The 22,813-nt window shown below is 70.4% G+C and carries 23 protein-coding genes; 16 read left to right on the top strand and 7 right to left on the bottom strand.

The genetic code is table 11. The annotated features are described in order from the left end of the window. Positions 1 to 8 precede the first annotated feature (8 nt). Both GEV07_10260 and GEV07_10255 read left to right on the top strand, forming a co-directional pair. Positions 9 to 1,118: a substrate-binding domain-containing protein gene (locus GEV07_10260; GenBank protein ID MQA03082.1), complete on the top strand. Its 1,110-nt coding sequence runs from the start codon at positions 9 to 11 to the stop codon at positions 1,116 to 1,118. 117 nt (positions 1,119 to 1,235) lie between these two features. After that, on the top strand, positions 1,236 to 2,726 hold the full coding sequence (locus GEV07_10255) for a sugar kinase (GenBank protein MQA03081.1): 1,491 nt from the start codon (positions 1,236 to 1,238) through the stop codon (positions 2,724 to 2,726). A 4-nt stretch (positions 2,727 to 2,730) separates the two neighbouring features. Here the strand turns inward: GEV07_10255 and GEV07_10250 are convergent, their stop codons facing one another. The 4 genes from GEV07_10250 to GEV07_10235 form a co-directional block, all read right to left on the bottom strand. Further along, the gene (locus tag GEV07_10250; GenBank protein MQA03080.1) at positions 2,731 to 3,651 is read right to left on the bottom strand and encodes an EamA family transporter; all 921 of its coding nucleotides are present in this window, start codon (positions 3,649 to 3,651) and stop codon (positions 2,731 to 2,733) included. Positions 3,652 to 3,731: 80 nt separating this feature from the next. Then, positions 3,732 to 5,105 (bottom strand): NAD(P)(+) transhydrogenase (Re/Si-specific) subunit beta, encoded by a 1,374-nt coding sequence (locus GEV07_10245; protein ID MQA03079.1) that lies wholly within the window; start codon positions 5,103 to 5,105, stop codon positions 3,732 to 3,734. Beyond that, the gene (locus tag GEV07_10240; GenBank protein MQA03078.1) at positions 5,102 to 5,404 is read right to left on the bottom strand and encodes an NAD(P) transhydrogenase subunit alpha; all 303 of its coding nucleotides are present in this window, start codon (positions 5,402 to 5,404) and stop codon (positions 5,102 to 5,104) included. The genes GEV07_10245 and GEV07_10240 overlap by 4 nt, the downstream gene beginning before the upstream one ends. Next, positions 5,404 to 6,528 carry a Re/Si-specific NAD(P)(+) transhydrogenase subunit alpha gene (locus GEV07_10235; GenBank protein MQA03077.1) on the bottom strand — a complete coding sequence of 375 codons (1,125 nt, stop codon included), beginning with the start codon at positions 6,526 to 6,528 and terminating at the stop codon, positions 5,404 to 5,406. Before GEV07_10235 ends, GEV07_10240 begins: the two co-directional genes overlap by 1 nt. A 96-nt stretch (positions 6,529 to 6,624) precedes the next feature. On the opposite strand from GEV07_10235, the gene GEV07_10230 reads away from it, so the two are divergent. The 3 genes from GEV07_10230 to GEV07_10220 all read left to right on the top strand — a co-directional run bounded on the left by GEV07_10230 (position 6,625) and on the right by GEV07_10220 (position 10,096). Continuing rightward, positions 6,625 to 7,548: a LysR family transcriptional regulator gene (locus GEV07_10230; GenBank protein ID MQA03076.1), complete on the top strand. Its 924-nt coding sequence runs from the start codon at positions 6,625 to 6,627 to the stop codon at positions 7,546 to 7,548. A gap of 3 nt (positions 7,549 to 7,551) precedes the next feature. Continuing rightward, positions 7,552 to 8,448, top strand: coding sequence for an NUDIX domain-containing protein (locus GEV07_10225; GenBank protein ID MQA03075.1), 897 nt, complete (start codon positions 7,552 to 7,554; stop codon positions 8,446 to 8,448). A gap of 727 nt (positions 8,449 to 9,175) precedes the next feature. Continuing rightward, on the top strand, positions 9,176 to 10,096 hold the full coding sequence (locus GEV07_10220; GenBank protein MQA03074.1) for a TSUP family transporter: 921 nt from the start codon (positions 9,176 to 9,178) through the stop codon (positions 10,094 to 10,096). A gap of 5 nt (positions 10,097 to 10,101) precedes the next feature. Here the strand turns inward: GEV07_10220 and GEV07_10215 are convergent, their stop codons facing one another. Beyond that, positions 10,102 to 10,944, bottom strand: coding sequence for a GntR family transcriptional regulator (locus GEV07_10215; protein MQA03073.1), 843 nt, complete (start codon positions 10,942 to 10,944; stop codon positions 10,102 to 10,104). On the opposite strand from GEV07_10215, the gene GEV07_10210 reads away from it, so the two are divergent. The 9 genes from GEV07_10210 (at position 10,943) to GEV07_10170 (ending at position 19,550) form a co-directional block, all read left to right on the top strand. Next, on the top strand, positions 10,943 to 12,199 hold the full coding sequence (locus tag GEV07_10210) for a CoA transferase (protein MQA03072.1): 1,257 nt from the start codon (positions 10,943 to 10,945) through the stop codon (positions 12,197 to 12,199). The two genes, GEV07_10215 and GEV07_10210, sit on opposite strands and share 2 nt — an antisense overlap. 126 nt (positions 12,200 to 12,325) lie before the next feature. Beyond that, on the top strand, positions 12,326 to 13,324 hold the full coding sequence (locus GEV07_10205; GenBank protein ID MQA03071.1) for a tripartite tricarboxylate transporter substrate binding protein: 999 nt from the start codon (positions 12,326 to 12,328) through the stop codon (positions 13,322 to 13,324). Positions 13,325 to 13,336: 12 nt separating this feature from the next. Continuing rightward, entirely contained in the window at positions 13,337 to 13,876 is a 540-nt protein-coding gene (locus tag GEV07_10200; GenBank protein ID MQA03070.1) for a hypothetical protein, read from the top strand. A 1-nt stretch (position 13,877) separates the two neighbouring features. Next, complete coding sequence (locus GEV07_10195; GenBank protein ID MQA03069.1) at positions 13,878 to 15,413, top strand: tripartite tricarboxylate transporter permease; 1,536 nt, start codon at positions 13,878 to 13,880, stop codon at positions 15,411 to 15,413. A 21-nt stretch (positions 15,414 to 15,434) separates the two neighbouring features. Further along, positions 15,435 to 16,208 (top strand): enoyl-CoA hydratase, encoded by a 774-nt coding sequence (locus GEV07_10190; protein MQA03068.1) that lies wholly within the window; start codon positions 15,435 to 15,437, stop codon positions 16,206 to 16,208. After that, positions 16,205 to 17,116, top strand: a complete 912-nt coding sequence (locus GEV07_10185) for a dihydrodipicolinate synthase family protein (protein ID MQA03067.1) — start codon at positions 16,205 to 16,207, stop codon at positions 17,114 to 17,116. The genes GEV07_10190 and GEV07_10185 overlap by 4 nt, the downstream gene beginning before the upstream one ends. A 29-nt stretch (positions 17,117 to 17,145) precedes the next feature. After that, complete coding sequence (locus GEV07_10180) at positions 17,146 to 17,481, top strand: transcription initiation protein (protein MQA03066.1); 336 nt, start codon at positions 17,146 to 17,148, stop codon at positions 17,479 to 17,481. Beyond that, the gene (locus tag GEV07_10175; GenBank protein MQA03065.1) at positions 17,478 to 18,698 is read left to right on the top strand and encodes a sigma-70 family RNA polymerase sigma factor; all 1,221 of its coding nucleotides are present in this window, start codon (positions 17,478 to 17,480) and stop codon (positions 18,696 to 18,698) included. Before GEV07_10180 ends, GEV07_10175 begins: the two co-directional genes overlap by 4 nt. A gap of 81 nt (positions 18,699 to 18,779) precedes the next feature. After that, positions 18,780 to 19,550: a DUF899 domain-containing protein gene (locus GEV07_10170; protein ID MQA03064.1), complete on the top strand. Its 771-nt coding sequence runs from the start codon at positions 18,780 to 18,782 to the stop codon at positions 19,548 to 19,550. A gap of 66 nt (positions 19,551 to 19,616) precedes the next feature. On the opposite strand, the gene rpsA is transcribed toward GEV07_10170, so the two are convergent. Then, entirely contained in the window at positions 19,617 to 21,158 is a 1,542-nt protein-coding gene (gene rpsA, locus GEV07_10165) for a 30S ribosomal protein S1 (protein ID MQA03063.1), read from the bottom strand. A 24-nt stretch (positions 21,159 to 21,182) separates the two neighbouring features. Here rpsA and GEV07_10160 point away from each other — a divergent pair, with 24 nt between their 5' ends. Next, a complete protein-coding gene (locus tag GEV07_10160; GenBank protein ID MQA03062.1) occupies positions 21,183 to 22,247 on the top strand; it encodes an MFS transporter in 1,065 nt (354 codons plus the stop codon). Then, on the top strand, positions 22,217 to 22,654 hold the full coding sequence (locus GEV07_10155) for a hypothetical protein (GenBank protein ID MQA03061.1): 438 nt from the start codon (positions 22,217 to 22,219) through the stop codon (positions 22,652 to 22,654). The genes GEV07_10160 and GEV07_10155 overlap by 31 nt, the downstream gene beginning before the upstream one ends. Positions 22,655 to 22,695: 41 nt before the next feature. Here GEV07_10155 and GEV07_10150 read toward each other — a convergent pair. Then, a partial coding sequence (locus GEV07_10150) for an IS982 family transposase (protein MQA03060.1) occupies positions 22,696 to 22,813 on the bottom strand: 118 nt, incomplete at its 5' end.

The raw sequence follows: 22,813 nt of genomic DNA, 5'->3' as shown, positions 1-22,813 counted from the left end.
GAACAACGATGTTTGCCAACCGCAGGCGCCTCGCCGGCGCCTTCCTGGCCCTGGCCGCCGGTCTGGCCGTCACCGGGTGTGCGTCCACCGACGAACCGGTGGCCAAGGACACCAACGCCGACGAGCTCGTCGTCGGGTACAGCCAGTCGAACAACGCCGAGCCGTACCGCGCCCAGCTCAACATCCAGCTGCAGCACTACATGAAGCGCTACCCGAAGCTGAAGCTGCTGCCCATCACCGACGCGCAGCAGGACAGCGGCAAGCAGGTGTCGCAGGTGCAGAACTTCATCACCAATAACGTGGACGTGCTGATCGTCTCCCCCAACGAGTCGGCACCGCTGACGCCGCCGGTGGAGAAGGCGTGCCAGAAGGACATCCCCGTCATCATCCTGGACCGCACGGTCAACACCGACTGCTACTCGTCGTTCATCGGCGGCGACAACGTCGAGGCGGGCCGCAAGGCCGGGGAGCTGGCCGCGAAGGAACTGCCGGACGGCGGCAACGTCGAGGCGGGCCGCAAGGCCGGGGAGCTGGCCGCGAAGGAACTGCCGGACGGCGGCAACGTCGAGGCGGGCCGCAAGGCCGGGGAGCTGGCCGCGAAGGAACTGCCGGACGGCGGCAACGTCGTGGTACTGCAGGGCATCCTGTCGAACCAGCCGCAGATCGACCGGCTGAAGGGGTTCGAAGAGGGCATCGAGTCGAACTCGAAGATCAAGGTCATCAAGAAGCGCGAAGCCAAGTGGCTCAAGCCGGACGCGACCCGGATCATGAACCAGTGGCTCGCCCAGGACCTCGACATCGACCTGGTCTACGCGGAGAACGACCCGATGGCGCTCGGCGCCTACCAGGCGGCCGCCGGCAAGGGCATGGAGAAGGACATCGAGTTCATCGGCACCGACGGGCTGGCCATCCCCGACGGCGGCATCCGCGCCGTGCAGCAGGGCAAGCTGGTCGGCACGTTCATCTACCCCACCGGCGCCGAAGAGGCGGCGAAGACCGCCAACGCGCTGGCGCAGGGCAAGAAGGTGCAGAAGGAGCAGGTGCTCGGCATCCCCACGGTGACGCAGGACAACGCCGCGGGCCTGTACAAGAAGTACGACTTCAGCGACGAGGGATAGTTACTGGTCTGCCGCATGCATGCGCCGCGTGATGGTGCCGTGATACACACGTCTGCACGACACTCGCGCGGCGGGTGCGGCGACCGTTGCCAACGCGTTGATGGGTAGGTACGGGTCATGACTGAGGTCGTGCTCGGTGTGGATATCGGCACCTTGAGCTCGAAGGGACTACTGGTCGGCCTCGACGGTCAGGTGCTGGCGACCGCGGTGCGCGAGCACGAGATGTCGACGCCGCGACCCGGCTGGGCCGAGCACGACGCAGAGCGCATCTGGTGGGGCGACTGCGTCGAGATCACCCGCGAGCTGATGCAACACGGTCACCAGGTCGTGGCCGTCGGCGTCAGCGGCATCGGCCCGTGCCTGCTGCCCTGCGACGCGGACGGCGACCCGCTGCGCCCGGCGATCCTCTACGGCGTCGACACCCGGGCCAGCGAGGAGATCGACCAGCTCACCGCGAAGTACGGTGCCGACACCATCCGCGCGCGCTGCGGCGCCGTACCGACGTCCCAGGCCGCCGGGCCGAAGCTGCGGTGGGTGCGCGACCGCGAGCCGGACGTGTGGGCGCGCACCGCGTACGTCCACATGTCGAACTCGTTCCTCACCCAGCGGCTGACCGGCGCGTACGTGCTCGACCACCCGTCGGCCAGCCAGTTCACGCCGCTGTACGACCCGACGGCCCAGGCGTGGATCCCGGAGTGGGTCGCCGACGTGGCCGGCAACCTGGCCCTGCCCGAGCTGGCCTGGCCGAGCGACGTCGTCGGCACCGTCACCGCCGAGGCCGCAGAGACGACCGGTCTGCCGGCCGGCGTGCCGGTCGTCGCCGGCACCATCGACGCGTGGTCGGAGTCGGTGAGCGTCGGCGTGAAGCACCGCGGCGACGTGATGCTCATGTACGGCACCACCATGTTCCTCATCGAGCTCACCGACTCGCTGCTCACCTGGCCGACGCTGTGGGGCACCTGCGGCGCGTTCCGCGACACGTACAACCTGGCCGCGGGCATGGCCACCTCGGGCGCCGTGACGGACTGGCTGCGGCGCATCACCGGCAGCCCGTTCGAGGACCTGGTCGAGGAGGCGCGCGCCGTCGGCCCCGGCGCCGAGGGGCTGGTCATGCTGCCGTACTTCTCCGGCGAGCGCACTCCCCTGTTCGACGCCGACGCCCGCGGCGTCGTCGCCGGGCTCACCCTGCGGCACGGCAGGGAGCACCTCTACCGGGCCGCGCTCGAGGCGACCGCGTTCGGCGTCCGCCACAACCTGGAGGCGATGGGCGACGCTGGCGGCGAGGCGCGCCGGCTGGTCGCCGTCGGCGGCGGCACGAAGGGCGGGCTGTGGACGCAGATCGTGTCCGACGTGATCGGGCAGCCGCAGCAGCTGCCGCGCAGCACGGTCGGTGCGGCGTACGGCAACGCGGTCCTCGCCGCGTTCGGCAGCCGCGCGGTCACCGAGCCGGAGACCGAGCGCTGGAACCCGGTGGAGCACGTCGTGGAGCCGAACCCGGCGCACGCGGAGGCGTACGACCGGCTCTACCAGCAGTACCGCGACCTGTACCCGGCGACCAAGGACATCACGCACACGCTTGCAGCGATCCAGCGCGAGGGCGTCGGCTGACCGGTCACCGGTCGGTGCAGCCGGCGACGGCGGTCTCCTTCACCGGCACCTCGGCCGCCGCGCGCCGGCGGCGCAGGGGCGCACGGCTGGACACCCACGAGCCGGACAGGATGAGTGCGAGGCCGAGCACGCTGTTCCAGCCGAGCGGCTCGTGCAGGATGGTCGCGCCGTAGCCGAGCGCGACGGCGGGTGCGAGGTACGACACCAGGCTCGCCCTGGCCGGGCCGGCGTCCTTGATCAGCCGGTTGTAGATCACGAACGCGCCGCCGGTGCCCACCACTGCGAGCACCACCACGGCCGCGGACGCCCCCAGGTGCAGCTCGTGCGGCACCTGGAACGCTGCCACCGGCGCGATCAACACCGTGGCCGTGGTCAGCGTGGCGCCCGTCTGGGCGAGCGGCTGCACACCGGTCATCGTCCGCTTCGCCCACCACGCGCCGAACGCGTAGCACAGCGCGGCGCCGAGCATCATGGCCACGGCCGCCGGGTCGACGTCGCCCGACCCGCTCGGGCCGACCACGAGGGCCACACCGACGAACCCGGTGACCGTCCCCGCGATCGAGGTCAGCGCCGGCCAGCCCTGCCGCAGCAGCGGCATCAGCACGACCAACCACAGCGGCTGGCTCGCCACCAGCACGCCGGCCAGACCGGACGCCAGCTGCTGCTCCGCCGTACTGATCAGGACGAACGGCACCGCGACCTGCGTGGCCGCGAGCAGCGGCAGCGACCGCCAATGGCCGCTCAGCGTCCGCCAGTGCCGTAGGCCGAACGGCACGACGACGGCGGCGGCGAGGAACACCCGCAGGAACGCCACGAACGCCGGCTCGAAGCCGGTGAGGCCGAGCGCGATCAGCAGGTACGACGAACCCCAGATCCCCGCGAGCAGGCCGAGCAGCAGCCAGGAACGTACACTCATGGTTGCCATCCTCACCTGCGTCGGTCAACAGCGGAAGTGCCCGCTTGCTACATGGGCCGTAAGCGAGACTGTCGACGTGTCCCCGTGCATCAGAGGGCCCGGACGGCGGCGACGAGCTTCGTGATCGTCTCCTTCGCGTCACCGAACAACAGCGTCGTCTTCTCGTCGTGCAGCAGCTCGTTCTCCACCCCGGCGAAGCCGGGCCGCATCGACCGCTTCAGGAACACGATCGACCTCGCCTCGTCGGCGGAGAGGATCGGCATGCCGTAGATCGGCGAGCCCTCCACCGAACGTGCCGCCGGGTTCACCACGTCGTTCGCACCGACCACCAAGACGACGTCCGCCGTCTTGAACTCGGGGTTGATGACGTCCATCTCCTTGAGCTTCTCGTACGGCACGTCGGCCTCCGCGAGCAGCACGTTCATGTGCCCGGGCATCCGGCCGGCCACCGGGTGGATCGCGTAGCTCACCTCGATGCCGCGCCCCTCCAGCTCGTCCGCCAGGTCGCTCAGCGCGTGCTGCGCCTGCGCGACGGCCAGCCCGTAGCCGGGCGCGACGATCACCTTGCGTGCGTAGCCGAGCAGGATCGCGATGTCCTCGGGGCCGGCAGAGCGCACCGGCCGGTCGGACATGGTGGTGTCGCCGAGCGTGGAGCCGCCGGCGAACGCGCCGAACAGGATGTTCGCCAGCGACCGGCCCATCGCCTTCGCCATCATCTGTGTCAGCAGGCTGCCGGACGCCCCGACCAGCGTGCCGGCGACGATGAGCAGGGTGTTGCCGAGGACGTACCCACTCGCCGCGACGGTGATGCCGCTGCAGGCGTTCAGCAGCGAGATGACGATGGGGACGTCCGCACCGCCGACCGGGAGTACGAGCATCAGGCCGAGCGCCAGGCTCACCACGAACAGCGGCAGCGCGGCCGGCAGCGCACCGCCGAGCGGTACCCACACCGCGCCGGCCACCGCGAGGACGAGCAGCGTGCCGAACACCCAGCGGCCGCCGGGGAAGATGACCGGCCGGCCGGTCATCAGCTCCTGCAGCTTGGCGAACGTGAGCACCGACCCGGCGAACGTGACCGCGCCGATGAACACGGTGAACGCGGCCACCACCTGTTGCGACACCGCGGCGGCCGCGCTCGCCTCCGAGATCTCCAGCACCGCGATGAGCGCACCCGCGGCGCCGCCGACACCGTTGAAGATCGCCACCATCTGCGGCATGCCGGTCATCGCGACCCGCCGGGCGGCGACCAGACCGATCGCCGCACCGACGACGATCGCGGCGAGGATCGGCGCCAGCCGCTCCGGCCGTTCGACGAGGAAGACGACGACCAGCGACACCAGGGCCCCGGCCGCACCGATCACGTTGCCAAGTCGGGCCCGCTTCGGCGAAGAAAGACCCTTGAGCGCGACGATGAAACAGACCGCGGCGAGGAGGTACGCCAGCGAGGATCCCGTGGCATTCATGCCGGCGGCTGCTTCCGGTCGCCGCGGCTGCCGCGGAACATGTGCAGCATCCGGTCGGTCACCACGAAACCGCCGACCAGGTTCACCGTCGCCAGCGTCACCGCGAGCAACGCGAACACGAACCCGACGGTGGACTCGACCCGCGCGGCGATCGCCACCGTACCGACGAGAACGATGCCGCTGATCGCGTTGGACCCGGACATCAGCGGCGTGTGCAGCGTCGACGACACCTTCGAGATGACCTCGTACCCGGTGAACGCGGCCAGGACGAACACGGTCAACAGCGCTACGCCGTCCATCAGCTCTCCTCTTCGAGCAGCGACCGGGTGGGTTCGTGCCTGATCTCGCCGTCGGCCGTCACACAGCACCCGGCGAGCACCTCGTCGTCGAGGTCCGGCTGTACCACACCTTCGGTGGTCATCAGCAGCAGCATGCTGCTCACGTTGGTGGCGTACAGCTGGCTCGCCTGGCCGGGCAGCGCGCTCGGCACGTCCATGGCCCCCCACACCAAGGCGTTGCCGATGGTGACCTCTTCGCCCGCGACCGAGCCGGCGATGTTGCCGCCCTGCTCGGCGGCCAGGTCGACCACCACGGTGCCCGGCTTCATCGCCTCGACCATCTCCCTGGTCACCAGCAGCGGCGCCGTCCGTCCGGGCACCGCCGCCGTCGCGATGACGACATCCGCGTTCGCGACGTACGGCGCGAGCAGCTCCTGCTGCTTGCGCGACCGCTCCTCGGTCATCTCCCTGGCGTACCCGCCGGCGCCCTCGAGCACCGGCAGCTCCAGCTCGACGAACTCCGCGCCCAGGCTGCGCACCTCCTCGGCCGCCGCGGTACGCACGTCGTACGCCTGCACCACGGCGCCGAGCCGCCTGGCCGTGGCGATCGCCTGCAGGCCGGCCACGCCGGCGCCGAGCACCAGCACCCGGGCGGGCGGGATGCTGCCGGCGGCCGTCATGAACAGCGGGTAGAACCTGGGCAGCTTCTCCGCCGCCACGATCGCGGCGCGGTAGCCCGCCACCAACGCCTGCGACGACAGCGCGTCCATCGACTGGGCGCGCGAGATCCGCGGCACCAACTCCATGGCGAACGCCGTGTGCCCCTTGTCGCGCAGCGTCTTGACCAGCTCGAGCTCGCTGCGGGTCGGCAGGAACGACACGGTCACCGCACCGGCGTCGAGCCGGCCCACCTGCTCGACGGTCGGCGCCCGTACGCCGACGAGCACCCGGGCACCGTCGACGGCGCCTTCGGTGACCCGCGCACCGGCCGCCTCGTAGGCCGCATCGGGATAGCCGGCCGCGCTGCCCGCGCCTGGTTCGACGGCGACGGTCAGCCCGGCGTCGACCAGGCGCTCGATCGCACCTGGCACGAGGGCGACGCGTCGCTCGCCTGGCGTCGTCTCCCGCGGCACCGCGATCGTCACAGCTCGACACCATAACTGCGGTGGCCTGGCCGGCCAACCCTTCGATGGCGCTGCAGCAACGCTCACGACCGTACACGACGGCGTTAAGCTGGACTGATGATCGACGTGCACCGACTCGGTGTGCTGCGCGAGGTCTCCAAGCACGGCAGCCTGGCCGGCGCGGCGCGTACCCTGCACCTCACGCCGTCCGCCGTGTCGCAACACGTGGCGGCGCTGGAGCGCTCGGTGGGCACGACGGTGATCGAACGCAGCACCCGCGGCGTCCGGCTCACCGCCGCCGGTCAGCTGCTCGTCGAGACGGCGGACACGGTGGCCGGCGAGCTCTCCGAGACCGAGCGGCGGCTCTCCCAGCTCATCGACGGGCACGCCGGCCGGCTCGCCATCGCCACCTTCTCCAGCGCCGGCCAGGGTTTCCTGCCACCTGCGCTGCTGCCGATGGCCGCCAGGCAGGACGTGGATATCCGGGCCATCGAGGCCGAGCCGGCGCCTACCGTCGAGCTGCTGCGCTCGGGTGAGGCGGACGTCGCGCTCGTCTACCACTTCCGCACGAAGACGCCGCCGCGCAAGTGGCGCGACCTGCGCTACGTACCCCTGGTGGAGGACCACGTGCGGGCGGTGCTGCCCGCGCACCACCCGCTGACCGAGCGCGACGAGATCCGGCTCGCCGACCTGACGGACGAGTGGTGGGTGCACGGCTGGGGCGAGTGCGGCGAGGCGATGGAGCAGGCCGCGGGCTACGAACCGAAGGTCGCCTGCCGCGGCAGCGACTACTTCTTCATCCAGACCATGGTCGCCGCGGGTATCGGCGTCGCCCTCATCCCGGACGTCGCGCTCGGTATCGTGCTCGACCAGGTGGAGATCCGCGCGGTGCGGCCGGCGCCGGTACGGTACATCGGCGCGCTCCTGCCGGCCGGCCGCCGCACGTCGCCGCTGACTGAGGAGCTGATCGAACGACTGCAGGGGGCGACCGCAGACGGCACCACCCGTGCGGTGCGCACCGGACGTACGACACGGAGGTGACGGGTGCGCGGTGACGGCGACGGTTGGGTGACCTGCGGACTCGGCCACCCACACTGGGGCAGGCACGGCGCGGCCGGACTCCTCCTGCGCAGCGCCGACCGACCGCATCGTGTGGTGCTCATGCAGCTGCGCGTGTCGTGGAGTCATCACGGCGGCACCTGGGGGTTGCTCGGCGGCGCGCGCGACAGCCACGAGTCCGCGGTCGACACGGCACTGCGGGAGGCGGCGGAGGAAGGCGACATCGACCCCGGCGAGCTCGACGTGGTCGCGGCCTACGTGGACGACCACGACGGCTGGAGTTACTCCACCGTCGTCGCCGACGCGCCGAGCGCGTTCACGGTGCGTCCGGGCAACGCCGAGACGGAGGAGCTGCGCTGGGTGCCTGAGTGCGAGGTCACGGCACTCGACCTGCATCCTGGTTTCGCCGTCACCTGGCCGACGCTGTGTACCGTACCGGGGGCTCCGCGCGTGGTGGTCGACGCCGCCAACGTCGTCGGCAGCCGTCCCGACGGCTGGTGGCGGGACCGGCTCGGCGCGGCCAGGCGGCTGCGCGACGGCCTGGGCCAGCTCGCGGCACGCGGCCTGTCCGCGGACCAGCTCGCGTCCGCCGGCCTGTCCCCCGGCCACCCGGGCAACTGGTTCGCCGACGTCGACATGGTCGTCGAGGGCGCCGCCACCCCACTCGCGAACGAACCGCTACCAGGCGTACGCACCGTCGCCGCCCCCCGCTCCGGCGACGACCAGATCGTCACGCTAGTCGCCGAACACGCCCGCCTCCCCGACCGCCCCACGGTCGTCGTCACGGCCGACCGGGCGCTCCGCACCAGGTGCGCAAACGCGGACACCCACGCCGTCCTCGTCGGCCCCAGCTGGCTACACGGCATCCTCGACACCCTGTAACCCCGGCACGCCAGGACCGGGCGCTGGCGCCGGCGCGCACCTGCCGCCGCGATCGCCAGGGGCGACAGCATGCCTGGCCCGCCCCGTGCCGACGCACGCCTGCCACCGCGGTCGCCCGAGGCGACAGCGCGCCCTGCCCCAACCACGACGCCCCGCCCGGCGCCGCGATCGCCCAAGCGCAACCTGCCCGGCCCCTGACCACCACGGCGCACGCCTGTTGCCGCGATCGCCCAGGCGGCAGCGCGCCCTGCCCCAACCACGACACCCCGCCCGGCGCCGCGATCGCCCAAGCGCAACCTGCCCGGCCCCTGACCACCACGGCGCACGCCTGTTGCCGCGATCGCCCAGGCGGCAGAAATGCCTGGCCCCAAACCACGGCGGCGCGTGCCTGTCGCCGTAATCGTGTGGGCGACAACGTGCCCGGCCCCCGACCAGTACGGGGCCCGTGGCCGCGATCGCCCGGGCAAGAACGTGCCCGACCCCGGAACCACGGCGATGCGCACATGTCACCGCGGTCGTCCGAGCGACAGACTGCCGGCCGAACTATGGCGGCGCGCGCCGACCGTGGCCCGGCCGCCTGCCGCCGCGCGCGGCGCTCCGGGGCGGCTGGGAACACGCGCTGTGACTGCGCTCGCCGGCCTTGGCGTCGGGCCTGGGTGACAACACTGGGGTCTCTTCTGTAGGTTTTTCCAATCGGATCAGTCGGTAATGTCGGAGGAATAGAGAAGTGCGGAAGCTCTTGCTCCTTGCGCTCGTGGGGCTCGGTGCCCAGCTCGTCGACGGCAGTCTCGGTATGGCCTACGGGGTTACATCCACGACGCTGTTGCTTGCCAGCGGCGTCGCGCCGGCAGCTGCGTCGGCGACTGTGCATCTCGCTGAGATCGGTACCACGCTGGTCTCCGGCGCCTCGCACTGGAAGTTCGGCAACGTGGACTGGAAGGTCGTCGCGAAGATCGCGCTGCCAGGTGCGATCGGGGCGTTCGCCGGCGCGACGTTCCTCAGCAGCCTGGACACCGCGACAGCCGAGCCGGTCATGTCGGCCATCCTGCTCGTGCTCGGGATCTACATCCTGGTCCGGTTCACCGCCTGGGGCACCCGCAAGGGCCAGCTGGGCAAGCCGGTGCGTGCCTGGTTCCTCGCCCCGCTCGGGCTGTTCGGCGGGTTCGTCGACTCTACCGGCGGTGGCGGCTGGGGGCCCGTCTCCACACCCGCACTGCTCGCCACCGGGCGGATGGAGCCGCGGAAGGTCATCGGGTCGGTCGACACCAGCGAGTTCATCGTCGCCCTGGCGGCGAGCGCTGGGTTCCTGATCGGCTTGGGCCACGAGGGGATCTCCGTGATCCCCGTACTCGCGCTGTTCCTCGGTGGCCTGGTGGCCGCACCGATCGCCGCCTGGCTCGTCCGGCACATCCCCGGCCGGGTGCTCGGCTCACTCGTCGGCGGCATGATCATCCTGACCAACACCCACACGATCCTGAACTCGAGCTACATCGCCGCGCCGGTCGGCATCCGCACCGGCGCGTACCTCGTCATCCTGCTGCTCTGGGCGATCGCCATCGCATGGTCGATCGACGCGTACCGCAGGGAGAAGCGGGAGCTCATCGCCGAGGTCGAGCTCGCCACGGCGCACGCCGACGAGCACGTGTAGCCGGCTCAGACGTCGCGGCCGGCGCGCACGGCGGCGAGCCACTCGAGCGCGACGTCGCTGTGCCCGTCGAGGCGTTCCTCGATGCCCACGAGGAACGTACGGTCCCCGTGGTTGCGCAGCTCCTCGAGCACGACGGCAGGGTCGCCGGCCTCGATCTTCTTCAGCAGCCGGCGGTGCCGCGCGACGTCCTCGAACAGGTTCTCCATGTCGTGCCGCGCACGCCGGTTCAGCGCGATGCACAGCAACATCTGCATCTGCATCCGCCGGTACGCGTCCTCGAGCCTGCGGTGCCCGGCGAGGCCGATCACGGAGACGTGGAACTCGAAGGCACGCTCGGCGAGCATTGCCGCGTCGTCCGCCTCCGCGGCCTCGACCATCGCCGCGAGGGCCGCACGGCTGCGCTCCAGCCGGGCCGGGTCGCGTACGGGGATGCCGAGCCGGACGGCGAGCCGCTCCAGCTCCCTGCGCATGGTGAAGATCTCGTAGACGTCGTGCAGCGTCAGCGGCATGACGATCGCACCGCGCCGGGGCTGCGAGACGATCAGGCCCTCCTGCTCCAGCAGGCGTAGCGCCTCCCGCAGCGGCGGCCGGCTGATGCCGAGCTCGTGGGTGAGCTGGTTCTCCACCACCCGGGCACCCGGCGCCAGGTCGCCGCGCAGGATCATCCGGCGCAGCGTCTCGAGCGCGAGCTCGACGAGGCTCGGCGGGTTGGTGATCCGCGGCGCCCGGGCACTTGCCCCAGAAACCCCGGAGTCGCTCACAGCTGGAGTCCTCTCCGCGACGAGGTCTTGTCCGTAACGCTTGTCTGCTGTAGACAATAGGCTAACAGTCGACGCAGGAGCGCGCATGACAGAGTCGTCAACCGCGGTGCCGGCACTCGACGGCGTCCGCGTCGTCGAGATCGGCGCCTTCATGGCCGCACCGTTCGCCGCGATGCAGCTCGCCGACCTAGGTGCCGACGTCATAAAGATCGAGAACGTCGAAGGCGGTGACCCGGTCCGCGCCACCGGGCCGTTCCTCGACGGGCACAGCTCCCCGTTCGTCCGGCTCAACAGGAACAAGCGCTCGATGGCGCTCGACCTCAAGGCCGACGCCGGCAAGGACGTCCTGCGGACCCTGCTCCGCGAGACCGACGTGCTGATCCAGAACCTCCGGCCGGGCACGCTGGCCAGGCTGGGTTTCGGCTACGACGCCGTCCGCGAGCTGAACCCGCGCCTCGTCTACGTCTCCGTCTCCGGCTGGGGGCAGGACGGCCCGCTCGCCCAGCTGCCCGGCCTGGACATCATGGCGCAGGCGCGGTCCGGCCTGATGAGCGTCACCGGCGAGCCAGACGGCGGGCCGGTCAAGGTAGGCGTGCCGATCTGCGACCTGGTGTGCGGCCTCTACGGCGCGCTCGGCGCCATCTCCGCGCTGCAGGCGCGGGCGCGGACCGACGAGGGCCAGCACGTCGACGTCTCGCTGTTCGAGGCCGGCGTGTCGTTCGCCATCTGGGAGGCCGGCAAGTACTTCGCGACCGGCGAGCCTGGCGCCCGGCTCGGCTCGGCGCACCAGTCCACGGCCCCTTACCAGGCGGTGCGAACCAGCGACGGCTGGATCACGGTCGGCGCGGTCACCGACAAGACCTGGGCCGCGTTCTGCGGCGCACTGCAGCTGGACGACCTGCAGGACGACGCCAGGTACGCCAACGCCTTCGACCGGCAGGCGAACCGCGACACGCTCATCCCGGCGATCGAGGCCGTCACCACGACGCGGACGGCCACCGAGCTGGTACGCATCCTCGACGAGGTCGGCGTACCGTGCGCTCCGATCGCGACCACCGACCAGGTGTTCACCGACGACCACCTCACGGCGCGGGACTACTTCTGGGATGCGCCACACCCACAGCTCGACCCGGTCAGGCAGCTCGGCTCGCCGCTGCGGCTGTCCGACACGCCCCCGGTGCGCCGGGCGGCCGGGCCGGTGCTCGGCGGCGACACCGTCGCCGTGCTGACCGAGTTCGGCCTGCCACCCGGTGAGATCGACGAGCTCGCCCGCGCCGGCGTCGTCGGCGTGCGGGAGAGCGCACCACCGGCAGCTGAGGCCGTACTACCCGACCCGGACTAGGGAGGCCGCGCATGCCAGAAGTTGCCCGACCACTCCGTTGACCGCCCGTAGCGGGCTGTTGGACGAACGGGGGCGCACACCGAACAGCGTTGTTCAGCAGTTCCGACGAACCCTGGAGGAACAGCAATGCGCCAAGACAACAGCAGACGATTCTTCGCGCGCCGGGTGGGCGCGCTCGCGGCGGCGGTCGCCGTCACCACGCTCAGCGGATGCAGCGGCGGCTCCGGCGACGGTGGCGGTGGCGGCGACTGGGCACCCACCCAGGACGTCACCATGGTCGTGCCGTTCGCCCCCGGCGGCGGCAGCGACATCTTCGGGCGGGCAGTGCAGGGCGGCATCGAGAAGGTCGAGCCCGACGTCAACGTGCAGGTGGAGAACAGGGACGGCGGCAGCGGCGCCGTCGGCTACTCGTACTTCCTCTCCAAGCGCGGTGACCCGCACTACCTGCTCCCGTCGGAGACCACAGGCGTCGCTCTGCCGCTGGTCACGAAGACCCCGTGGAAGTGGACCGACTTCACTCCCATCATGCAGATCGCGCAGGACGTCAGCCTGCTCTTCGTGCCGAAGGACTCGCCGTACAAGGACCTGGACTCGGCCATCGCCGCCGCGAAGAAGGAGAAGCTGCGGGTCGGGATCGCCGGCACCACGAGCCCGGACGGCGTCAACACCAGCCTGATCGAACGTGACCAGGACGTGAAGTTCAACCGGGTGGTCTTCGACTCGGGCGGCGAGATGTCCGCAAGTCTGCTCGGCGGCGACATCGACATCGGCATCCTCAACCCGAGTGAGATCATCGGACAGCTGAAGGCCGGCAAGGTGCGCGCGCTCGCGGCGTTCGCGGACGAGCGGTACGAGAGGGCACCGCTCGACGAGATCCCCACCGCCAAGGAGCAAGGCGTGGACGCCGCCTTCACGCAGTATCGCGGTGTCTTCGCCACCGGTGACATCACCGAGGAGCAGCGCGCGTACTGGGAGAGCACGATCGTCAAGTGGACGAAGTCGGCGCACTACGAGAAGTACGTCGAGTCCAACCACTTGGATCCACAGCAGCGCAAGGGCAAGGAGTTCGAGAAGTTCCTGAGGGCGTACCAGAAGGAGCTCGAGCCGATCGTGGAGAAGGGCTGACGGTCGGCTCCGATGCGCAAGCACACGGGAGAGCTGATCTTCGCGGCCGCGCTCACCGCCTTGGGGGTGGCCATGGCGGTGAGCGCGGGCGGCTACCGGATCTTCGGTGCCGGTGGCCGGATCGCACCTGGCTTCACTCCCCTGCTCGCGGGCGTCGCACTGGCCGGGTTCGCCGCCTGGGCGCTCGTCGAGACGGTGGTGAAGATCAGGCGCACGCCGGCTGCCGACAGCCAGCCGTCGCCGACGCAGCCGGACGACGTGGCCGAGGGTGCCACTGCGGCACCCGCGTCCGGCAGTGCGGCGCCGACCGAGCGGCGCGCTGCCCTGGTGTTCGCGATGATGCTGGGCGCGATCCTGCTCAGTGTGGTCATCGGGTTCCTCGCCTCGTTCGGCGTGCTCATCCTCGCGCTGCTGTGGTTCGTGGAACGGGAGAAGCCGTGGCTGGCGATCCTGATCAGCGTCACCTCGGTGCTCACCGCCTGGCTGGTGTTCGTGCAGCTGCTGCAGATCCCGCTGCCGGACGGCATGATCGGCCTGCTCGGGAGGGTATGAGATGGATCTCCTCGAGCAGATCGCGCTGGGCTTCACCACCGCGTTCACGGCACAGAACCTGGTCTACTGCCTGGCGGGCGTCATCCTCGGCACGGTCATCGGCATGCTGCCCGGGCTCGGCTCGGCGACCGGTGTCGCCCTGCTGCTGCCGTTGACACTGTCCCTCGAACCGGTCACCGCACTCATCATGCTCGCGGGGATCTACTACGGCTGCCAGTACGGCGCGTCGATCAGCTCCATCCTCATCGCCACCCCGGGCGACTCCGCGAGCGCCGTCGTGACGCTGGACGGCTACCCGCTCGCCAGGAAGGGCAAGGCGGGTCAGGCACTGGCCACGGCCGCGATCGCGTCGTTCGTGTCCGGCACGCTGACCATCATCCCGCTCATGACACTGGCGCCGGTGTTCGCGAACATCGCACTGGACTTCGGGCCACCTGAGATGTTCGCACTGATGCTCGTCGGCATGGCCAGCATCGTCGGCTTCGGTGGCACGTCGCAGGCGAAGGGCCTGGCGATGGCCGCGTTCGGCATCGTGTTGTCGACCGTCGGCATCGACGCCCAGACCGGGGTCGCGCGGTACACCTTCGACCAGATCGTGCTCAGCGGCGGGATCAGCTTCCTCGGCGTCGTCATCGGCCTGTTCGCGATCTCCGAGGTGATGGGCCAGGTCGGCAAGGGCGGCGCCGACCCGATCCGCGCCAGGCTGCGCGAGATGATCATCTCGCGCGGCGAGCTGCGTCAGATCGCTCCGTCGATCGGCCGCGGCGGCGTCATCGGCTTCCTGGTGGGGATCCTGCCGGGCGCCGGTGCCACGCTGGCGTCGTTCTTCTCGTACGACCTGGAACGCCGCGTCTCCAAGCAGTCGAAGCGGTTCGGCAAGGGCATGCTGCAGGGCGTGGCCGGTCCCGAGGCGGCGAACAACGCGGCGACCAACGCCTCGTTCGTGCCCACGCTGACGCTCGGCATCCCCGGCTCTGGCACCACTGCCGTGCTGCTCGGGGCGTTCCTCATCTTCGGCGTGCAGCCTGGCCCGCTGCTGCTCAGCGAGCAACCGGAGCTGGCGTGGGGCCTGATGGCGTCGTTCTACATCGGCAACCTGTTCCTCATCCTGCTCAACCTGCCGCTCGCGCCGTTCTTCGCGTCCATCCTGCGGCTGCGCTACAGCCTGCTCTACCCGTTGATCCTGCTGCTGTCGTTCATCGGCGCCTACGCCATCGAGAACCGGATGTGGGGCGTCTGGCTGACGCTCGCGTTCGGCGTGATCGGCTACCTGATGCGGAAGTACGACTACCCCGCCGCGCCGGTCATCCTCGGGCTCATCCTGGGTGGCCTGATGGAGAAGTCACTGGTGCAGACCTCGGACATGGGCGGCGGCGACCTGACCATCTTCTTCCAGCGGCCGATCGCACTCGTACTCTTCGTGCTCGCACTCGCGGTGGTGTTCGGCCGGCCGCTCGCGCGCGGCGTACGCGGACTCGTCCGGCGCCCCGCCGCGCCCGAGGCCAGCGAAGAGACCATGGAAGGCGACCGGAAATGATGCGGCGAGAGGGAGGCGACGGTGGCTGAGGAACTGTTGACCGAACGCGATGGCGCGGTGCTGCGAGTGTTCTTCAACCGGCCCGCGCAACGCAACGCGATGACCTGGGAGATGTACGACGGACTCGCGGCCGCGTGCGCCGAGGCCAACGACGACGACACCGTGAAGGCCATGGTGCTGCGCGGCGTAGGCGACGACGCCTTCATCGCCGGCACCGACATCTCGCACTTCACCGAGTTCCAGGACGGCAACGACGGCATCGCGTACGAGGCACGGATCAGCGAGGTGGTCGGCGCACTCGAACGGGTACGGGTGCCGACCGTCGCGGCGGTGAGTGGCTACTGCGTCGGCGGCGGGCTCGCGCTCGCGTCGGTGTGCGACATCCGGGTGGCCACCACGAACGCACGCTTCGGCGTGCCGATCGCCCGTACCGTCGGCAACTGCCTGTCGATGAACACCTACTCCCTCCTCGTCAACCATCTCGGCCCGGCGCGGACGCTCGACATGTTGCTGCGCGCGCGCCTGTTCAGCGCGGAGGAAGCACACGCTGCCGGCTTCGTCGCGGAGGTGTGCACCGACGACGGCCTGGACGCGTGCGCGGCCGAGGTGACCGACCGGCTGGCGAAGCACGCACCGTTGACCATGTGGGCGGCGAAGGAGGCCGTGCACCGGTTGCGGGTCGCCGCGCTCCCCGACGGCGACGACATCGTCCGGCTGGTGTTCGGCAGCGCCGACTTCGCGCACGGCGTCAAGTCGTTCCTCGACAAGCAGAAGCCACAGTGGACCGGCAGGTGAGCCCGCTCAGCGGGGTCTTCCCCATCGCCCCGACGACCTTCCACGACGACGAGACGCTCGACCTGGACAGCCAGCGCAACGTCGTGGAGTTCCTCGTCGACGCCGGCGTCGACGGCATCTGCGTGCTGGCGAACTACTCGGAGCAGTTCTCGCTCACCGACGCCGAGCGCGACACGCTGCTCGCGAAGATGCTTCACTGGGTCGGCGGCAGGGTTCCCGTCATCGTGACCACCAGCCACTACAGCGCGCGGGTGGCGGCCATGCGCAGCCGACAGGCCGAGGAGCACGGCGCGGCGATGGTCATGCTGATGCCGCCGTACCACGGCGCCACGCTGCGGGTGCCGGCGGCGAAGCAGGCCGACTACTTCGCCACCGTAGCCGAAGCCGTCGACATCCCCATCATGGTGCAGGACGCGCCGATGAGCGGCACCGAGCTCACCGCCGCGGAGCTGGCCGGGCTCGCGGTCGAGGTGCCGCAGATCCAGTATGTGAAGGTCGAGTCGCCCGGCACCGCGGCGAAGCTGCGGGAGCTCGTCCAGCTCGCCGGCGACGCGCTCCCCGGCCCGTTCGACGGCGAGGAGTCGATCACGCTCGTCCCCGACCTGCAGGCGGGCGCGCGCGGCACCATGCCGAGCAGCATGGTGCCCGACGTACTCGGCGACGTAGTGCGCGGTTACCTCGCCGGTGACGTGGCCGCCGCCGTCGCGCGCTGGGAGGAGCACCTGCCGCTCATCCACTACGAGAACAGGCAGTGCGGCCTGCGCGCCACCAAGGTACTGATGAAGGAAGGCGGCATCATCGCCAGCGAGGCGACGCGCGCACCGTTCGGCCCGCTGCCCGCCGCCACCCGCGCCGGCCTGGTCGAGCTGGCCCGCAGGCACGACCCGCTGGTGCTGCGCTGGTCCTGAGCGCACGCCGATGGGACACAATTCGGAGCATGAAGTACGTGCTGCTGATCTGTGACGACGAGACCGCCTCGCCGACGAACGAGGAGCTCGGGGCGGACCCCACCCACCAGGCGTGGCTGGCGGACCTGGAGCGGCGCGGCGCCAGGCTCACCGGCATGCGGCTGCGCCCGGTGGTGGACGCGACCACGGTGCGGGTCAGGGACGGCGAGACGCTGATCTCGGACGGGCCGTTCGCGGAGACCAAGGACTTCGTCGGCGGCTTCGTGGTCGTGGATTGCGCGAACCTCGACGAGGCGATCGCGATCGCCGCCGGCCACCCCTACGCGCGCTGGGGCGGCATCGAGATCCGCCCGGTCTGGGAATGACCGGACACGACCCGGTACGGGCGGCGGTCGACGCGGCGTACCGGGACGAGTGGGGCCAGGTGATCGCGACGCTGATCGGGCTCACCGCGGACTGGGACCTGGCCGAGGACTGCGCGCAGGATGCGTTCGCCGCCGCCCTGGCGACCTGGCCGCGCGACGGCGTACCGCGCCGCCCCGGCGCCTGGCTGACCACCACCGCACGCAACCGCGCCACCGATCGGCTGCGCAGGGACGCGGCCGGTGCCGCCAAGCTCCGTCAGCTCGCCGTGCTGAGCCGCGACCGGGAAGAACCACAGGCGGAGGACATCCCGGACGAGCGGCTGCGGCTGATCTTCACCTGCTGCCACCCGGCGCTGCCGTTCCAGGCCCGGGTGGCGCTCACCCTGCGCACCCTGGCCGGCCTGACCACGGCGGAGATCGCGCGGGCCCTGCTGACCGCCGAGGCCACCATGGCGCAACGGCTGGTGCGGGCGAAGCGCAAGATCGCCGAGGCCGGCATCCCGTACCGGGTGCCGCCCGCCGAGCTGCTGCCGGACTGGCTGGCGGCCGTGCTCGCGGTGCTCTACCTGATCTTCAACCAGGGCTACGACGACGAGGACGGCCACCGCGACCTGTCCGGCGAGGCCGTCAGGCTCGGCCGCGTGCTGGTGCGGTTGCTGCCGCACGAACCCGAGCCGCGCGGGCTGCTCGCGCTGATGCTGCTGCACGGGGCACGACGCGCGACGCGCACCGACGCCCAGGGGGTACTGGTCACGCTCGAGCACCAGGACCGCTCCCGGTGGGACCGGCCGCTCATCGCCGAGGGCGTGGCGACGCTGGACGCGGCGCTCGCCATGAAGCGTGCCGGGCCGTACCAGGTGCAGGCGGCCATCGCCGCCTGCCACGCCACCGCGCCGGACGCGGCGAGCACGGACTGGGCGCAGATCGCGATCCTGTACACCGAACTGACCAGGCTGGCGCCGTCCCCGGTGGTGGACCTCAACCGCGCGGTGGCGGTCGCCATGGCGGACGGCATCCCGGCCGGCCTCGCCCTCGTCGACGAGATCGCGGCGTCCGGCCGGCTCGGCGACTACCACCTGCTGCCCGCGACCCGGGCCGATCTGCTGCGCCGCGACGGCCGTGCCGCCGAGGCGAGGACCGCGTACGAGGAAGCCATCCGACTGGCGCCCACCGAGGCCGAGCGCCGTTATCTCGCCGGCCGGCTCGAAGAGCTCTAGAAAATCCGCGCCCGGTGTCGATCCCGGGGCGCGTCCTTCGTCGGTGGGTCGAACCACCACGAGAATGAAGGGGACAGTCCGATGAACACAGAAGCGACATCATCGGCACCTGCCGTCGTCGACCGTGCCAGCTTTCAGGCCGAGCTGAACGCGCTGCGCGCCAGGGAGAAGGCGCACACCCGCGAAGGTGACGCGATCGCGGCCGCCCGCCGCCGCCTGCCGATGGTCGAGGTGGACGCCACCGTCCCGCTGGTCGGCAAGGACGGCCGCGTCCGGCTGCTCGACGTCTTCGAGGGCCGCCAGCAGCTCGTCGCCTACTTCCACATGTGGTACACCGGCCGGCCCGCCGCCGACCAGTGCGAGGGCTGCACGTTCTTCAACGGGCAGGTCCACGAGCTGTCGCACCTGCACTCCCGCGACGTCACCTACGCCACCCTCTGCCAGGGCCCGTACGAGGAGAGCGTCCGCTACCGCGACTTCCTCGGCCTGGACATGCCCTGGTACTCGGTGCAGGAGTCCGCGGACGCACTGCTCACCGGGCGCACGGTCGGCATGTTCCACCTCGTCTGCTACCTGCGGCAAGGCGACCGCGTGTTCGAGACCTACTGGACCACGGGCCGCGGCGTCGAGGCGATGGCACCCAGCTACGGGCTGCTTGACCTGACCGCGTACGGGCGGCGCGAGGCGTGGGAGGACTCGCCGGACGGCTGGCCGCAGGAGTGGGACGCCGACGGCGGGCCGTTCCGCATCGCCGGGCGTCCCATCGCCCAGTGGCCGCGGCTCGAGGCCGGCCACTCCGACGACCTCGGCAGCACGCACGGCACCGGAGAGACCAGGGCGTCATGCTGCTGACGGCACGGCAGAGGGGCCGCGTCCGAAGACGCGGCCCCTGCCGTCTGGTGACTGTTGCGGTGCGGGTCAGCTCGGGCTGCCGCCGGTGAGCTTGTCCCGCAGAGCCTGCAGCGCCTCGTCGGAAGCGAGCGCGCCCGCCGCCTCGTCCTGGTTGGACGAGTACTGGCTGGCACCGCCGCCGCCACCGCTGCTGCTGCTGCTACTACTACTACTGCTGCTGCTCGAGGAACCGCCGCCACCGCTCGGTGCGCCGGCCTCGTCGGCCTGAGCACCCTCCTCGGCGCGCAGCTCCTCGACCTGCTTGCGGTGTGCCTCCCAGGTGGAGTGCGCCTCGGCGTACTGCCGCTCCCACTCCTCGCGCTGCTTGTCGAAGCCCTCGAGCCACTCGCCGCTGTCCGGTTCGAAGCCCTCGGGGTACTTGTAGTTGCCCTGCTCGTCGTACTCCGCGGCCATGCCGTAGAGGGTCGGGTCGAACTCCTCGGACGCCAACACGCTCTCGGAGGCCTGCTTCAGCGACAGGCTGATCCGGCGCCGTTCGAGGTCGATGTCGATGATCTTCACGAAGATCTGCTTGCCGACCTGGACGACCTGCTCCGGGATCTCCACGTGGCGCTCGGCCAGCTCGGAGATGTGCACCAGGCCCTCGATGCCCTCCTCGACCCGCACGAACGCGCCGAACGGCACCAGCTTCGTGACCTTGCCTGGCACGACCTGGCTGATCTGGTGCGTACGGGCGAACTGCTGCCACGGGTCTTCCTGCGTCGCCTTGAGCGACAGCGAGACCCGCTCCCTGTCGAGGTCGACCTCGAGCACCTCGACCGTGACCTCCTGGCCCACCTCGACCACCTCACTCGGATGGTCGATGTGCTTCCAGGACAGTTCGGAGACGTGCACCAGACCGTCGACGCCGCCGAGATCGACGAACGCACCGAAGTTGACGATCGAGGACACGACGCCCTTGCGGATCTGGCCCTTCTGCAGCTGGTTCAGGAAGTTCTGCCTGACCTCGGACTGCGTCTGCTCCAGCCACGCACGGCGCGACAGCACTACGTTGTTGCGGTTCTTGTCGAGCTCGATGATCTTGGCCTCGAGCTCCTTGCCGACGTACGGCTGCAGGTCACGGACCCGCCGCATCTCCACCAGCGATGCGGGCAAGAAGCCACGCAACCCGATATCGAGGATCAGGCCACCCTTGACCACCTCGATGACCGTGCCGGTGACGATGCCGTCGTCGTCCTTGATCTTCTCGATCGTGCCCCAGGCGCGCTCGTACTGCGCGCGCTTCTTGGACAGGATCAGCCGACCCTCCTTGTCCTCCTTCTGGAGAACGAGTGCCTCGACGCCGTCACCAACGGTCACGACCTCCGCCGGATCGACGTCGTGCTTGATGGAGAGCTCTCGGCTCGGAATCACACCCTCGGTCTTGTATCCGATGTCGAGCAGGACCTCGTCCCGGTCGACCTTGACGACGGTGCCATCGACGATGTCGCCGTCGTTGAAGTACTTGATTGTCTGGTCGACCGCCGCCAGAAAGTCTTCTGCAGACCCTACGTCGTTGACCGCTACCTGTTGCGGCGCCGACGGGGCGGCGTCAGTGCTGCTCGTCATGTGTTCGGTTGACTCCGGTGTGGACTGGATGATCGTGCGTGTCCTGTTGTCAGCGCCCCGGGCCCTTCTCCTGCCGAGGTGAACGGGAAAACCGGTGTTCGCGGTACCCGGGTGATCGACGTGAGCGAGCGCAGCCTGCTCCGTCCGAGGTCGCGCAGGCCCAAAGCGCACAGGTCAGAATACGGTCCGCCACGATCAAGGGTCAACGAGGGGTCCCCCAACCACCTCGCGGGACCACAAAACGCAGCACAGACCGTGCCTGTCCCCTACCACTACACTGTACCCATTCCAGGCTCACGGTATGGCGTAGACGGTCCGTCACGTCGGCAGCGCCTGTTGGTCTGGCTGGGCATCGCGCTCGTCGCCTTGAACCTCCGCCCGCTGGCCAGCAGCCTCGGACCCGTACTCACCGAGGTACGGAACGACCTGGGCCTCTCCGGCGCGCTCGCCGGGCTGATCACCACCCTGCCGGTGCTGTGCTTCGGGCTGTGCGGTGTGGCCGCGCCGCCGCTGGCCGCGCGGGTGGGCATCAGGCGGCTGTGCATGATCTGCATGTTCGTCATCACCGCGGGGCTGGGCGTCCGGGCGCTCGTGCCGAGTGCCACGGTCTTCGTGCTGGCCAGCGGCATCGCACTCGCCGGCGCCGGTGTCGCGAACGTGCTCATCCCTGCGCTGGTGAAGGTGTACTTCCCGCAGCAGATCGGGCTGGTCACCGGCGTCTACACGACGCTGCTGCAGCTGGCCACCGCCGTCGCGGCGGCGGTATCGGCGCCGCTGGCGAAGACCGACGGCGGCTGGCAGTCCGCCCTCGGCATGTGGGCGCTGGTGAGCCTGGTCGCGGCCCTGCCCTGGCTCGGCCTGCTCGGCGACACCACGCCGTCGCGGCAGGCCGGCCGCGCGGTGACCGCCCGCCGGCTGGTCAGGAACAAGACCGCCTGGCTGCTCACCGGGTTCTTCGCCGTGCAGTCGGCGAACGGGTACGCCCAGCTGGGCTGGCTGCCGACCATCCTGCGCGACGCCGGCGTGGACGAGACGACCGCCGGCCTCACCTCTCGCTGGTGCCGGCCGTGGGCATGGTGGTGTCCGTGACGCTCGCCGCCATCACCGCGCGCGTGCACACGCTGTTGCCGGTCATCCTCACCGTCTGTGCCTGCTACATGCTCGGGTACATCGGATTGTTACTTACGCCGGCGGTCGTGCCGTGGCTGTGGGCGCTGCTGCTCGGTACCGGCGGTGGCGCGTTCCCCATCGCGCTGATCATGATCGGCCTGCGCAGCCGCACCGGTCAGGGCAGCAGCGCGCTGTCCGGGTTCGTGCAGGGCGTGGGCTACTTCGCCGCGGCCGGCGGCCCGTTCCTCGTCGGCGTGCTGCGGGAGAGCACCGGTAGCTGGAACCCGCCGCTGGCCCTGCTGCTCGCCTCCACGGTCGCTCTGTTGCTTTTCGGTATCGGAATCAGCCGAGTCCGCTACGTGGAGGACGAGGTCGCCGGGAAGTAAGCCCGGCCCGTTCCTGTTCGCCTAGATGGTTGATTCCTTGGTCAGTGGTCGTAGGCGGTTAGTGATCGTTTGCTGGTGACGCCGGTGGTCCAGTTGGTCCAGATGCCGGAGGTGAGGGCGAGGAGTCGCTGGGCGATGCGGGTGAAGACTCCGGTGGGT

Source organism: Streptosporangiales bacterium (assembly GCA_009379825.1).
Lineage (GTDB): Bacteria > Actinomycetota > Actinomycetes > Streptosporangiales > WHST01 > WHST01.
Note: the sequence above shows the minus strand (reverse complement) of the source record. Positions and strands in the feature narration are given on the sequence as shown.